Below are 13,390 nucleotides of genomic sequence, written 5' to 3'. Positions count from 1 at the left end.
GAGCTCCGCCGCAACGATGCCCCAGCTGTCTTTTTCAACGGAATACACCCAAACCCGGTCATTCCGGTTCAACGGCCGCATCCCCGAAACCTGTCCGGCAGCTTCATCGGCTTTTTTGCCAAAACCGGAAATTCTTGTGTCGACCCCATTTACGACATATCAGGCGTAAATGGCGGCCTCTGAACTAGCTAATCTCTGTTGGCGCTACACTCTAGGTTTCACGGGCTGCGCGAGAGTGTTTCGATGATCTTGCAATCGGCAACTGTGCCTTGCTGACATGAAACAATGATACGACTGAGTTCGGATCTGAGTGCTCTCAAATCGCTGATCTTCAGGTCAACTTGTGCCAGATGAGCCTGTGATACAGCATCAATGGCCTCGCAGGATTGTTCCTTGTCGTCGGACAGTGTGAGAAGCTCGCGCAACGCCTCCAGTGTGAACCCCAGATTGCGTGCGCGGCGTATGAACGAGAGGCGGGCCAGATGATCTCCCCCGTAGGAACGGTAGTTGGCGGAGGTGCGTGCAGGCTTTGGCAGAATGCCGATCTTTTCATAGTAGCGCACTGTCTCCACATTGGTTGCGGTGGCTTTTGCCAGTTCGCCAATTCTCATGCCTTGACCCTGTAGTTGCTACAGGCTGTAGATAAATTTCCGACTCGTGGCTGTCGAGAAGGAATATCAACGTGGAAATCATTCAATCTGCACCGCTCGGCTCGATGGCTGCGGTTATCGTGGCGACCCTTTTACGCGGGATCGCAATACGGCGGGAAACCGGCGATCGCCCTTTTGCATTTTTTGAGGCAAAGGGCGTTCAGCGTATCGCGGGCCTGTCCTTCGCAGCAAGCATAGCCCTTCTATTTCTGGCCAGCCTGAATGCCGCGAAAGGCGCTGTTTCCAATCTACCACTACTAGCTGCCATCCTCGCGCTTCTTGGTTCGGCAATTGTGCTTCTGGCGCAAAAGCAGATGGGCCTTGCATGGCGGATTGGCGTGCGAGAAGGTGACGCGCCTCAGTTCATTTCACACGGACTGTTTCGGTTCAGCCGAAACCCGATCTTTGTCGGCATGATGCTGATTGGGTTGGCGAGTGCGATTGCGTCTGGCCTTTGGTGGGCCTGGGGTGGGCTTGCGGTATTTGTCGGATCATGCATCGCACAGGTGAGTTATGAGGAAGTTCATCTGGAACGTAGCTTTGGCAAGCCTTATCGAGAATTCAAAACTATGGTTCCCCGCTGGCTAGGGTTGAGCAATCGCCGGATATCTGTGCCCCATGAACTGATCGCCCTTGAAATGGCTGCCTTTCATGCTGCTACGAAAGGCGGTGATGTGGAAGCGGCATGGCTCCATCTTGAGCGTGCGCACATTATTTCCCAACCCTATTTGGCTCGGCATCTTGCCAGCCATTTCGCGATGTTCAAATTTGCCATGAGCCAACGAGATGCCAAGGAAATCATCGGACAGCTCGCCCGTCTTGCGCTGGCTCCTCTTGGTGCACTAACGGGGCGTATCCCTCTAGGAAACACCGGTCGATCCAATGTCAGTGCGTTCAAGCCGATGCCCATCCCAGATGATTTGAGCGAGTTACTGAGACCGAAGGGATAGTAGGCTGCCTTGTGGAGTGATGGAAACTTGTCCTTGCCTGCACTCAGACGGCTTAAGCCGCCATTCAAGTTTCCACCCAGCTTCGGTCACGCCAGGCCTCGCAAGATCATCCTAAAAGCGGACCTGCGGCTTTGGCCCCTGGTGAGCCAAGACCTGACGTTCAGCAACCGGCCCAGGAGCCGACAACCCAGACAGGCAATGCAGGTGCTCAGCAAGGCGCCCTATTATCGGTCGTTGCGGCTCGCCCGCTGATTGCCTGAAAGCGGGCATAGTTGCAATCGGCGCGGGTAGCTGGCCCGGGACTGCATTTCGCCTCGGAAATTGCCGCTAGCGTCAAGTGATATGGCACATTGAAAGCGACGGCCACGTTCTGAGATTTACCTGACGTTCCGTCGCGCCTTGTTCAGCGGCAGTGTCTTCGCCAATAGCGAGTTGATAGCGCCGCCGCCTCCGGCGTTGCGTCATCAATAACCTCTACGAACCGCAGGGCACGGAACGAAGCGATCGGGATTTCGTACCAGCGCTTGCGCCTTGGCAACATTTAGCGCGTCCATGCCCCGTTTGAACGCGGGATCGCCAAGTCGTTCAGACATGCGAGCGATCATCGGAGCATGGACGGGATCGCTGTAGGCAGCCTGCATGTAGCCCAGCCCTTTGAGGCCGTAGAAGTCGTAGGAAATCTGGGTTAGCGTTCCGCGTGTATCCAGATATGAGCGGAGGGAGGCGTCGGACAGTTCGCTTGGCACGTTGGCACTATCCTGGGCCGCTTGGATAAAGCCTTCGAGGTTGGTGCCGTTGATGGAATAGGAGGGAGCATAGTGCCCTTCGGGCTCACCATAGTTCATGGCTGCAAAGAAACATCCGACTTGGTCCAGTTCGGCAATCATGAGATCGGTTGGCACTTTGTTGGTAAAGCCGGATCCGTTCTCGGCCTGAAATGCGCCCTGACCATCCATGACAGCGGTTGTCCTGCGCAACATTCCGCTCTGCCCGCGATACTCCCCGCCCCGTAGGCTTAACCCATTCATGCTGGAGACGCCAAGATCTGGCTTAAGGAAACCTTTCGCGCGGCGCTTTGCGCTTCCATCGGCCAACCAGCCGGCCAATGTGTTCTTCTGGCCTTCGAATTCACGGTAAGTACGGCTTTGCCAGCGATGTTTGCAAGCCTCGTCACCGGTGACGGCAACTTCCACCATGCAAGCCATGGGGCTGCCTACCATCAGTGAAAGCGGCCGAATATCGAATTTGGCAAGCATAGTTCGCGGGTTCGCGATTTCTGACCAGTGCAGTGTCACCAACCCCACGATTGCCATTCCGGCCATGACCATTCCGTTGAATGTCAGGCCAAGAACGTTTTCAGCGGCACCTGCGCGCACGCGCGACAGAACCCTTGCTGCCGGCAGCTTTTGAAGAAGCGCGGCGGCCTTGGCTTCAGTTAGCGAACGCGAGCTATCCCAAGCTTCTTTCGGCAGGGCGTCTGGAGCATTGAAGACCATCGAACCAGTAACGCGAGCCAGCGCGGCGATACGTTGTGGAACCGTTGGATGTGTTGCATTTTCACCCAAGGTATCGCCAGCAATCATCATAGCATCGTCGCTGCGCCTAGCACCTTTGACTTCCCAATGCTGCTCAACCTTTACAAGAGCCGAAGCCATCGCTGCCGGGTTTTGGGTCAGTTGCACAGCTTGCGCATCGGCGATGAACTCTCGGGCCGACGCGATCTTCAAGCGCGAAACCTGCCCCGCCCGCAGCGCCAGATGACCGATGAACCCGCCTGCAAGCGTGAGCGGCAGGATTACTGGAATGACGATAGCCAGCACCACATGCACTATCGTGAACTTCAGCGGGTTGTTGCGGTGCAGCTTGCCGAGCGCATCCATAAATATGTTCGCAGCTGCCATAAGGCGGATGTCGCCATTGCGAATGTGGGCCAGTTCATGCCCCAGAACGCAGGCCAGTTCGACATCGGTTAGATCGTCAATAAGGCCACGCGTCACTACCACCACAGCCTTCTTGCGGGCAATGCCGCAGGCAAAGGCATTTCGCGCGTCTGATTCAATCACCCCTACAAAGGGGGCCGGCAGGCCCATCGCGGTAATAAGCGGTTCGATCAACCGGCACAGCCGAGGCTCATCGATGGCGTCTACAAAGCGGAAGCCGACAGCGCGCTTTACCGATTCGATATGCCAAAACATCTGCCATCCGAACCAGCCAATCGAGGTGAGCAGAACAACTGGGGTATAACGCAGGAAATACCCATTCCACCCAAGGAACGGCGCATGTTCGGGATCAACGAAGGTGAGCGGGAGAAACAGCGCCAGCGCTGCCATGGCCTGAACAGCGGTAAGAAAACCTATGAAAAGACCGGCAGAACGCCCGTCGTTGCTCTGGACCCAGCCGTAAAGGCCGATCGGTGCATTCTTCCCCATCGCCAGTTTATCGCTCAGAACGCAATGGCGACCGGCTCGTCGACCAGGACGCGCTCAACACCTAAATCGAAAGGCTGACGGGTGTTCATCCGCAACTTCTGCGCGACCAGAGTGCCTGGAAACTGGCGCGTGGCCGTGTTGTACTCCTCGATCGCAAGGTTATGAAAACGCCGCGCAGCAGTGATCCGGTTCTCGCAGTCGACCAGTTCCTGCCTCAGCCTAGCGAACTCGGGCATGGCCTTCATGTCGGGAAACTTGTCGAATGAAGAAATCAGCGTGTTAAGTTGCGCGGTCAGCTTGCCTTCCGCTTTGATGCGGATGGGCATCGACACCGTGCGCAGAGCCTCATTACGCGCCTCCATCACGCCGAAAAGCATTTCCTTTTCATAAGCAGTCGAACCCTTGAGCACTCCGACTAACCCCGGGATGAGATTGTGCCGGTGCTTGAGATGCACATCCACATCGGAAAACGCAGTCTCACAACGCTGATCCAATGCCACAAGACGGTTGTAGGTTGATTTGAAGCGGCTGTAGAACATCAATGCTATTAGCAGGATAGCCCCCAGGATGCTGCCTACGATCCACAATGCCGTTTCCATAACTACCCTCGTGTAAGTAACTGCTCAAGCACTTTAGAAGACCTCTGATTAAAACTTTTCTACTTTACGCCAATTTGGAAGATCTTTTACGCGATGTTAAACAGCGTCTCGCAAGATCGTGGTGTTGATCAGGAGATGTCCTAATGGCTGAATCGGTTTTTGCACGCGTCCGCCGCCTGCTTTCTGCTCGTATTGAAGACAGTGTTGACGCCATGGAGTGTGCCAACTCCGACGGCACCATGCGTGAGGCGATTCGCGAAGTATCGCGCGCTATCGATGAGGTTCGCTCTGATCAGGAAAAGGCGATGACCCGCCGTCTGCAAGCCGCCCGCCAGCAGGAGATGATCGCAAAGAAGGTCGATGAGCTGACCGCAAAGGCTCGGTTTGCGTTACAAGAAGGTCGTGAAGATCTGGCCGAAGGCGCGTTGAAGCGTCAGGTTGATCTTGAGGAACAGGCTGGCGGTCTCGATCAGGTGCAAAGCCTTGCTCGTGAAGAAGAGGCTCGGCTTGAGGAAAGCCTTTCAGCGCTCCGTGCCCGCAAAAAGCAGATGGAAGAAGCACTTGCGGCATTTGCGATTGCACGCACTGAGGCAAGCCTTGGCGGCGATGGCCACGCTGCGACCCGCACCGTTGAGAGGCAGGTTGAAAACGCCGAAGCTGCGTTTGATCGCGCAATGACCGGGGCCGGGGGGATTGGTTTCACGCGTGGTGATGCCGAAGCAATAAACCAAGTGGCCGAGATCGACACGCTGGCCAAAAAGGCGACGGTTGCAGAACGGCTTGCCGCGTTGAAGCTTTCGGCCTCGCAAGCAGCCTGAGCGGCGCACGCGGCAACTGACCAAACCAATACTCAAGGCGCGCGATCGTGATACGGAAACCCGACAGGGATTTGCAGCGCGCCTTCTGGAAAGCCGACGCTTGGCACGCGGTTTGTGCAGAGCCGCTATTTCGATGGACGTCGCCAGACAGTGAGCGTCACGGATTGTACAAATTCGTGGCCATCACTTTTTGGGCCTTCCTGCTCGTTTCAATCTGCTTCGCTCTGGGCGGAATTGGCCTGGCATTCGTGCTGTCAACTGTAGCGGTGATCGCGGGGGCGGGCGTGTTGCTACGTCGCAGCCTGATGTATTGGTCAATCCTGCGCTATGGCGCTTGGAAGGGAATGCCGCGTGAAATGAGCGCAATTCTGGAACAGCCCAGTGACATGGCTGCAGCCCCGGCCAGTTTCGCCCCTATGCCTCAGGGTTTTACGCCGGTCATTGGCGGATCCGATTGTTCGAATGCATTCGGGGAGGATAAGCAATGATCCGTCGTCCTCACACGAGCGAGTTTCAAGAGCATCAATCGATCGACTGGCTACGACAAATTGGCGAGAAGATCCTTGATTCTGCTCGTCGGTTGTCCAGCCATGTCTGGCATGTTTGGGGTTTTATCTTCATTCTATATGGCACCGCGACTGTAGCAGTTTTTGCTCTCGCGGCCATGGTTACATCAGGCACGGAAGAAGGATCCTCCCTGCGCGCGGCCATAGCAACAACGGCCATTACAGGCGCCTTGCTCTACCTGATCCTGCGTCCTTGGGTTTTGTCGAACTGGCGTAAGTCTGCGCTCTTGAACCAAGAGAGCAGACCAAACATCGACACACCACATGCGGTCGGTGGCACGCCGCCACCAACGGGGATAACTGGTTTTGGCAAGCGAGGTGTTGGTAAACTGTCTGAGGAGGCCAGAAGTGAAATGATCCGCAAACCGGAGCAGGCTGAACTTGAGGAAAGGCGGGTTATTACGGCCTTACGCCGGTCAGCAACGTCCCAATCCGAGGCAGTCTCCGATTGGCATCGGTGGTCCAGCCCGCAAGGTCAATTGATACTCGCCTTCTATCTCTTGATGTTCGGCGGATTGGCGGTTGCCACTGAAGGGCTGTGGTTCGCCGTTGCTGCCGGTCTGGCGTTTTTTGGCGGTCTTGTTGTCATACGGCTGATCAAATTTGCGTTTCGGTTTCTTCTGAACCTTAGGACGCATGGTGAAGGGAAAGCGGAATGATCCGCAAACCGACCGAAAAGGACTTCCGCGAAGGTGCCACTGTCGCCGTCTTGCGCGAAACCGGCCGGGTGGCCGTGGCCACGCGCGACGGCGCACGCAAAGGAGCGCAAGCGCTGGCATGGCTCTACGTCCGCTTCATCTTATGGGTTGGTGTGGTGGGTTCGACCATCACCGCGCTGGCGCAAGGGTCAGTAATCGGCGCACTGATGCTGGTAGGTCTGGCGCTGGGCATCCACCAGGTCCTGCGCAAAAAGGACCAGGCTCGCTTAGACATTGCGGTATCCCGTCAATTACCCGTGCACCATTGCAATAAGCCTGATGTACCAGCCCAGATATCTCAGTCCGGAAGCTACAACCTTTCTCTTCCAGTCGCCGTCAAGCATGCGATCGCCCTCGGTATTCCAGCGGTGTTGCTCTGCGTGCTGGGCATTGTGCTGTGGCCGGTTCTGCTTGTCGGGATCGCTGTTCTAGTGACGTCAGCGTTGATTGTGTTCAAAGCGTTGTTCGACAACGAGCTTGTCACATTTGACCATCATCAGATCAGCATCAACAACCTTCTGGCCCGCAAGACCGTGGCTTGGCGCCATATCGACTCAGTATGCGCCCGCCCTTATTCCCGTCTGAACTTGAAGGTACTTTTTACAATCGGCTCGCGGCGCGCCATTGTGCTGACATCGATCGAGCCGGGCGGGAAGACCCGTGACTACCTCATCCCAATCGACCTGCTCGACCTCGACAAGGATGGCCTTACTGCCCTTGTCGCCAATCTGATTTCCTGCAGGGCGGCGGGCGGCGAGTTAGTGGAAGCGTGGAATACGCCCGCGCCCCAGACCTGTGCCCCTGTACGGGAGTACACACCATCGCCCGCCGGCAATCCTGGCGAAAGCTTCGACCCGGATGAGATTATGGCCAGTTATCTCGCCGATCGCGCTCGTGTCGTCGCTGAGGCGCGCCTCGATCTGCGCGCGGAAGTTGCCCCGCAATCCAAACATGGAACTCCGCAAAGGACATTCGGACGGAAGGTTACCGCATGAATCGCCGTGTCAACCAATCCAGCCAACCAATCGCCAGTTTCGGGCGCAAGCAAAGTGCTACCGACACCATCTTACCGGTGCAAATCGAACGCCCGGCCGACCTCGCGCGCTTCGATCAGTTGATGATGCTGGCCATCGCAACAAACCTTGTGGCCCACTTCCTCATTCTTGATCCGCTTCGTCAAGTTGTCGAGACGGAACAGGTATTTGCGCGAATGGGCGTTAGCTTCGACATATTCTTCAGCATACTGGTCGGAAGCCTGTTCCTTATGCTCGCACTGTGGTTCGCTACATCACGACTATGCAGCAACTCGGCCCGATGGATTCTTTCCGCCCATTGCGTAATGCCCCTGTTTTCTTGGATCCAGATGCTATCAGGCACAGAGTATGCTTCGAAAGATAGCACACCCCAATTGTCGATGGAGGCCACGATTTTCTCGGCGGTTTCGACGTTGCTGGGCCTTGCCGCGATCTATTTCATTCACACCCCATCAGCACGGGCATGGTTCTCCAGCCGTTAACGCTGAACCTTCCGTCTCAATATCCAGAGGAATCTCCAATGCTGGAAACAGCCATTCTCCTGAAGATTGGCGTACTAACGCTCGCGATGGTGCCGCTGATCATTGGCAATCTGCGCACCGGCAACACTTCCAATATCAACAATGCAATTCTGTTTGTAGCAGGAGTGGTCTTTGCAGCTGCGGTGCCGGCTGCACATAGTGCAACGCTGAGCTGGTCTGCCTTTGCGGTTTCACTCGCATTGGCAATCGCATGCCTTGCGTTCGCAGCCTTCCAGATCGTCCCGGCTGGAGTCGCCAAAACCCTGATCGCACTAATTCCGTGGCTGACAGCAGAACAGTTCTTCATCACTCTGGCAGCGGGCATGGGCATTGCGGCAATCCTTGCCAAGGCAGCGCAAAGCAAACGAGCGCCAGTAGCACTTCCTCTCTGGATTGGTGCACTTGCTGCATTGTTTTTCGCATCTGAAAGCTGATCGGCATGGTCGATTAGGCGATTATACCGACAACCCACTCTAATCGACTTCCCATGCCGGTCTGTCGGCGAACGGCCCACAATCCGCCGTTCACATCAGCACCAGTAAGCGTTGGATTTAGCTGAAACCGGTCGATCACCGAGGAGAACGCAGAATGTCAGCAAAGCGCCCTAATCCCGGTCATTGCGGGCCGGCGCCGGGTTGCCCAATTCCGGTCATTTCGCGCAGCGCAAGAAGTAGCGGTGCCAATGACGCTAGTGGGCCTTCAGCTCTGCCCACAGGCTTCAACGCTTTCAGTGCCTGCGTATTCGACAGCGAGTAAAAAAGCGTCAGGATCCTGGACAAGTTCGAGTCGTTCGCCGAGCCGCATTGCGGGGATATCAGGTGACCGCCACCCTATCAGCTCCCTTGGCTCAGGGTCTGGCAAATCGACGCTGAAGTAGTCCCAGTGCCTTACAACGCGGGGGCGCTTTATCGATTTTAGCGCTGCCATCGACGTGAAATGAACAACCTGTGCGGTCCTGTCGTGAACGAAGAAAAGGCCATCTTCGGTTAGTCGATATGATATGCCATTGCGAGCGTCGGCATCCAGCCATGTAATCGTTATAACGAGAAAAATGCCAAACAGGATGGGGAGTATAGCAATCAGAAGCGGTGACTGTTGGTAGAACAGGTATGCAATCCCTGCAAATGCAGCTAATTGGATAATGTGAAGTCCCAACTGGAAAGGGCGAACGTAGATGCCCTTCACCGGCTCTGCAGCCCAAAGGACAGGTTTGCCCTTACTAGCATCCACGAATGCAGGTGCAGGTTTTGACATCAGACCTTCTCCGTCGCAGGCTTCCGACCGCGCCTGGCCACCGCTTTATCACCCACCTGTTGTCTTACAATGCATCGCGGAGCTTACTTGGAAAGCCGACCATCGGCTTTGATCCTTTGCCAGCCAGAACCTGCCTTTCAGCAACCGGCCCAATAGCGGTCGCAATTCGTGCCCAGCGCGCAGACGGCAGAGTGGCGGGTTTTGGCACTGAACCTGCCGCTGAACCCGTCAGGCGGGAATGGCCGTTAAGTCCCAAACCCCGTCGATCTGAGACTGTCCTGTCGGCGTGAATGAACGACTGGAATTGAGGTGGCAGCCCCGCGCCCATCGTCGCAGCAAGCAAGCAGACTCTTAGCCCGCGGGCGGTCGGAAATTGCGCATCTTTGCTTGCCGGGGTATGGTGGCATCACCCAGTGAGTGGTTTACAAGCAGACCAGGTTTAAGCTTCAATCCCGATTTACCGAAAGGGAGTGGGGCCATTGTGTGGGGCTGTATTCTTTGCTGCAATACAGCATCTTATTTAATTATAGATCGTTAGTCGATCTTTGCGGTTCCCTTCACCCGCTCCATTGCAGCTTTATGTTTGCGTTTGACCCGGGCTAGCGCTTGGCCGATCAGCAGCAGCGCCGGGCCATCGCCCAGTGCGGTGCGCGCCACCAGCGGCAGCAGATCAAGGCGGGTGTGGAAGTGGCGTTCCTCCGGCAGACTGGCAGACTCGACCAGCGCCACCGGTGTATCGGCAGGCAGGCCCGCCGCGATCAGGTTGCGTGAAACGTCGGTGGCCGCCGCCTTGCCCATATAGACTGCCAGCGTCGCTTCGGGATCGGCCAGCGTGGCCCAATCCAGATCGAGCACTTCGCCTGCGCGCGCATGCGCCGTCACGAAGGTCAGCTTGCGGGCAAGGCCGCGCAGGGTGAGCGACTGTCCCAGACTCGCCGCCGCCGCGCTCGCCGCCGTCACGCCGGGACAGATGCGCACGGGCACACCGGCAGCGTGGCAGGCGTCCAGTTCCTCGGTCGCGCGGCCAAAGATCGCCGGATCGCCGCCTTTCAGCCGGACCACCCGATCTCCGGCTAAGGCTGCTGCGACGATCAGCTTGTCAATCGTGCCCTGATCCTTCGAATGCCGCCCGGATCGCTTGCCCACATGCACCAGCCGCGCACCGGGAGCGGCCATTTCCAGCACGCCTGCGCCCACCAGCGCATCGTGGAACACCACGGTGGCCATGCCGATCAGGCGTTCGGCTTTGCGCGTGAGCAGTTCGGGATCGCCCGGACCTGCGCCCACCAGCCACACGGTTCCTTCGGGAAAGTCCGTCATTCCGCTGCCTCCGCACATGTCTCGTTCCATTCACGCAGCATCCGGGCGATGGCCGGGCGGCACGATCCGCAATTGGTGCCCGCTCCGCAGGCCTTGCCCACATCGGCCACCGTGCCAGCGCCCTGCTCCACCACGCCAAGGATCTGCTTCGCGCCGATGCCGTGGCACACGCAAACGACCGGGCCGCGATCCGGGGCAGGGGCGCTGGGCCGCGCAGCCAGCAGTTCGGGCAGGGCAGCGCCGCTTGAGCCAAGCTGCCCGGAAATCCACTCCCGCGCAGGCAGTTGCCCGGTCCGCGTTACATAAAGCGCAGCCTTGAGCATGCCGCCCGCATCCAGCACCGCCAGCCGCCGCATCCCGCGCGCCATGTCCACCGCTTCCACGCGCTCGCCCGCAGGCAGCAGCACATCGGCATCCACCGGGCCATCGCCCGCCAGTTCATAGAGCCAGCCCCCGGTGATGGCAGACCGGCTCCACCATGCCAAGCCGTGGGGCGCAATGGCATCATGCCGCACCAGAAATGCGCGCCAATCGCTGTCCACCGGTTCGATCCGGCAGGCGTTGTTCTTGAAGCCGGGCTGGCCGGAGACGGGATCAACCGACTGATCGGGCAGCACATTCCCGCGCCCGCCGCTGGCCATCGCATCGGTCCAGTGCATCGGCACGAACACTTGGCCCTGCGCTTGCGCCTCGGTCACAGACACGCGGAACACCGATGCGCCCGCAGCCGTCACCACCCGCGCCAAAGCGCCATCAGCCAAACCCGCAGCATCAACAGGATGCACCTCCAGCAAAGGCTCGCGCCGATGCTGCGCCAGCGTGGGCGATAGGCCCGTGCGCGTCATCGTGTGCCACTGGTCGCGATAACGCCCGGTGTTGAGCCGCAGCGGATAGTCGGGATCGGCGTCACGCATCCGCGCCTCCACCGGCACATGCCGCATCGCGCGCCCCGCCATCGGATGCCGCCCGCCCCAAATGAACGGCTCCATCGCCTCAAATTCCGCGTCGGAAACCCCCGCCTTGTCGGTCAGGTCCAGCACTTTGCCATGCTTCACCGCCAGCGCCGTCATCGCTGCATATTCACGAAACACGCCTGCCGCATTGGTCCAATCGAACCCGGCAAAGCCCATCCGCTGCGCCACATCGCCAACAATCGCCCAATCTGCCCGCGCTTCACCCGGAGCAGCAAACAGCGCGCGCTGACGGCTAATGCGGCGTTCGGAATTGGTCACCGTCCCGTCCTTCTCGCCCCACGCCAGCGCGGGCAAGCGGACGTGCGCGAACTTGGCGGTATCGGTATCGGCAATCACGTCGGACACCACCACCGTCTCGCATCGCGCCAAGGCCTCGCGCACGAACCCGGCGTCTGGCATCGAAACGGCGGGATTGGTCGCCATCACCCAAAGGAACTTCACGCGGCCATCATGCACCGCGCGGAACAGGTCCACCGCCTTCAGCCCCGGCCCGCTGCACATGCGTGGTGCCTGCCAGAACGCCGCCACATCGGCGCGCTCCTCATCCGAAAAGCCCAGATGGCACGCCAGCATATTGGCCAGCCCGCCCACCTCGCGTCCGCCCATCGCATTGGGCTGCCCGGTCATCGAAAACGGCCCCGCGCCCGGCACGTTGATCCGCCCCGTCGCCAGATGCAGGTTGATGATGGCATTGCCCTTGTCCGTCCCCGCGACAGACTGGTTCGCCCCCATCGAAAACACCGTAACCATGCGCGGATGCGCGGCGACAAGATCGGCAAGCGCAGCAAACGTCTCCGCCGAAACGCCACCATTCTCCCCTCCCGCAGGCGGGAGGGGCTGGGGGAGGGCTTGTTCGCCAACCAACCCCCGCGCCGCCATTGCGGCCAGCAAGGCGTTGAACAACCCCACATCGCCATCCGGCAGCACCGGCACAAACAAGTCCGCCTGCTCCGCCGTCTCGGTCCGACGCGGGTCGATCACCACGATCTTCGTGCCGCGCTTTTCCCGCGCACCCTCGATCCGCTGCCAGATCACCGGATGGCACCACGCGGTGTTCGATCCCACCAGCAGGATCAGGTCAGCCTCGTCCAGATCGTCATAAGTGACCGGGACAATATCCTCGCCAAACGCGCGATTGTGCGCCGCCACCGCACTGGCCATGCACAGCCGAGAATTGGTGTCGATGTTGGCGCTGCCGACAAAGCCCTTCATCAGCTTGTTGGCGGCATAGTAGTCCTCGGTCAGCAACTGCCCCGAGACGTACAGCGCCACGCTGTCCGGCCCATGCTGCGCGATGCACGCCCGCATCTTATCCGCCACCAGATCCAGCGCCTCGTCCCACCCGGCGCGCCGTTCCCCGATCATCGGGTGCAGCAGCCTGCCATCAAGCGAGACCGTCTCCCCCAGATGCGTGCCCTTTGAACACAACTTGCCGAAGTTGGCGGGATGCGCCGCATCGCCCCGGATGGTGACGGAACGCTCGCCCGTAACCTCGGCAGCGATGCCGCAGCCAACGCCGCAATAGGCGCAAGTGGTGCGGATCACGCCAATCCTCCCCGGCACGGGGAGGGGGACCG

At 58.7% G+C, this 13,390-nt stretch carries 13 protein-coding genes; 7 read left to right on the top strand and 6 right to left on the bottom strand.

Features of this window, described 5'->3' with window-relative positions:
* Window positions 1–218: 218 nt before the first annotated feature.
* Window positions 219–611 (bottom strand): helix-turn-helix domain-containing protein, encoded by a 393-nt coding sequence (locus tag Q8R81_RS10490; RefSeq protein WP_305617560.1) that lies wholly within the window; start codon window positions 609–611, stop codon window positions 219–221.
* Window positions 612–682: 71 nt separating this feature from the next.
* On the opposite strand from Q8R81_RS10490, the gene Q8R81_RS10485 reads away from it, so the two are divergent.
* Window positions 683–1,600 carry a DUF3703 domain-containing protein gene (locus tag Q8R81_RS10485; protein ID WP_305617558.1) on the top strand — a complete coding sequence of 306 codons (918 nt, stop codon included), beginning with the start codon at window positions 683–685 and terminating at the stop codon, window positions 1,598–1,600.
* A gap of 464 nt (window positions 1,601–2,064) precedes the next feature.
* Here the strand turns inward: Q8R81_RS10485 and Q8R81_RS10480 are convergent, their stop codons facing one another.
* Both Q8R81_RS10480 and Q8R81_RS10475 read right to left on the bottom strand, forming a co-directional pair.
* Window positions 2,065–4,029, bottom strand: a complete 1,965-nt coding sequence (locus Q8R81_RS10480; protein ID WP_305617556.1) for a M48 family metalloprotease — start codon at window positions 4,027–4,029, stop codon at window positions 2,065–2,067.
* A 14-nt stretch (window positions 4,030–4,043) separates the two neighbouring features.
* A complete protein-coding gene (locus tag Q8R81_RS10475) occupies window positions 4,044–4,628 on the bottom strand; it encodes a LemA family protein (RefSeq protein ID WP_305617555.1) in 585 nt (194 codons plus the stop codon).
* A 143-nt stretch (window positions 4,629–4,771) separates the two neighbouring features.
* Here Q8R81_RS10475 and Q8R81_RS10470 point away from each other — a divergent pair, with 143 nt between their 5' ends.
* From Q8R81_RS10470 to Q8R81_RS10445, 6 genes are all read left to right on the top strand, one after another.
* Entirely contained in the window at window positions 4,772–5,446 is a 675-nt protein-coding gene (locus tag Q8R81_RS10470) for a PspA/IM30 family protein (RefSeq protein WP_305617553.1), read from the top strand.
* A 176-nt stretch (window positions 5,447–5,622) separates the two neighbouring features.
* Entirely contained in the window at window positions 5,623–5,934 is a 312-nt protein-coding gene (locus Q8R81_RS10465; protein WP_305617551.1) for a hypothetical protein, read from the top strand.
* Complete coding sequence (locus Q8R81_RS10460) at window positions 5,931–6,671, top strand: hypothetical protein (protein ID WP_305617549.1); 741 nt, start codon at window positions 5,931–5,933, stop codon at window positions 6,669–6,671. The genes Q8R81_RS10465 and Q8R81_RS10460 overlap by 4 nt, the downstream gene beginning before the upstream one ends.
* Window positions 6,668–7,705, top strand: coding sequence for a hypothetical protein (locus Q8R81_RS10455; RefSeq protein WP_305617547.1), 1,038 nt, complete (start codon window positions 6,668–6,670; stop codon window positions 7,703–7,705). The genes Q8R81_RS10460 and Q8R81_RS10455 overlap by 4 nt, the downstream gene beginning before the upstream one ends.
* A complete protein-coding gene (locus tag Q8R81_RS10450; protein WP_305617546.1) occupies window positions 7,702–8,226 on the top strand; it encodes a hypothetical protein in 525 nt (174 codons plus the stop codon). Before Q8R81_RS10455 ends, Q8R81_RS10450 begins: the two co-directional genes overlap by 4 nt.
* A 38-nt stretch (window positions 8,227–8,264) precedes the next feature.
* Window positions 8,265–8,699, top strand: coding sequence for a hypothetical protein (locus tag Q8R81_RS10445; protein WP_305617544.1), 435 nt, complete (start codon window positions 8,265–8,267; stop codon window positions 8,697–8,699).
* Between the two features lie 265 nt (window positions 8,700–8,964).
* On the opposite strand, the gene Q8R81_RS10440 is transcribed toward Q8R81_RS10445, so the two are convergent.
* The 3 genes from Q8R81_RS10440 to Q8R81_RS10430 all read right to left on the bottom strand — a co-directional run bounded on the left by Q8R81_RS10440 (window position 8,965) and on the right by Q8R81_RS10430 (window position 13,364).
* Window positions 8,965–9,519: a hypothetical protein gene (locus Q8R81_RS10440; RefSeq protein WP_305617542.1), complete on the bottom strand. Its 555-nt coding sequence runs from the start codon at window positions 9,517–9,519 to the stop codon at window positions 8,965–8,967.
* A 534-nt stretch (window positions 9,520–10,053) separates the two neighbouring features.
* Window positions 10,054–10,839 (bottom strand): uroporphyrinogen-III C-methyltransferase, encoded by a 786-nt coding sequence (gene cobA / locus Q8R81_RS10435; protein WP_305617540.1) that lies wholly within the window; start codon window positions 10,837–10,839, stop codon window positions 10,054–10,056.
* Complete coding sequence (locus tag Q8R81_RS10430; RefSeq protein ID WP_305617674.1) at window positions 10,836–13,364, bottom strand: molybdopterin-dependent oxidoreductase; 2,529 nt, start codon at window positions 13,362–13,364, stop codon at window positions 10,836–10,838. The genes cobA and Q8R81_RS10430 overlap by 4 nt, the downstream gene beginning before the upstream one ends.
* Between the last annotated feature and the right edge of the window lie 26 nt (window positions 13,365–13,390).

Origin of the sequence: Novosphingobium sp. (genome assembly GCF_030696665.1) — a bacterium.
GTDB lineage: Bacteria > Pseudomonadota > Alphaproteobacteria > Sphingomonadales > Sphingomonadaceae > Novosphingobium.
Note: the sequence above shows the minus strand (reverse complement) of the source record. Positions and strands in the feature narration are given on the sequence as shown.

Bases quoted from the DNA above. Each gene is read 5' to 3' on its own strand.
- Q8R81_RS10490 (WP_305617560.1), bottom strand. From the start codon at position 611: ATGAGAATTGGCGAACTGGCAAAAGCCACCGCAACCAATGTGGAGACA.
- Q8R81_RS10480 (WP_305617556.1), bottom strand. From the start codon at position 4,029: ATGGGGAAGAATGCACCGATCGGCCTTTACGGCTGGGTCCAGAGCAAC.
- Q8R81_RS10475 (WP_305617555.1), bottom strand. From the start codon at position 4,628: ATGGAAACGGCATTGTGGATCGTAGGCAGCATCCTGGGGGCTATCCTG.
- Q8R81_RS10470 (WP_305617553.1), top strand. From the start codon at position 4,772: ATGGCTGAATCGGTTTTTGCACGCGTCCGCCGCCTGCTTTCTGCTCGT.
- Q8R81_RS10460 (WP_305617549.1), top strand. From the start codon at position 5,931: ATGATCCGTCGTCCTCACACGAGCGAGTTTCAAGAGCATCAATCGATC.
- Q8R81_RS10455 (WP_305617547.1), top strand. From the start codon at position 6,668: ATGATCCGCAAACCGACCGAAAAGGACTTCCGCGAAGGTGCCACTGTC.
- Q8R81_RS10450 (WP_305617546.1), top strand. From the start codon at position 7,702: ATGAATCGCCGTGTCAACCAATCCAGCCAACCAATCGCCAGTTTCGGG.
- Q8R81_RS10445 (WP_305617544.1), top strand. From the start codon at position 8,265: ATGCTGGAAACAGCCATTCTCCTGAAGATTGGCGTACTAACGCTCGCG.
- Q8R81_RS10440 (WP_305617542.1), bottom strand. From the start codon at position 9,519: ATGTCAAAACCTGCACCTGCATTCGTGGATGCTAGTAAGGGCAAACCT.
- cobA (WP_305617540.1), bottom strand. From the start codon at position 10,839: ATGACGGACTTTCCCGAAGGAACCGTGTGGCTGGTGGGCGCAGGTCCG.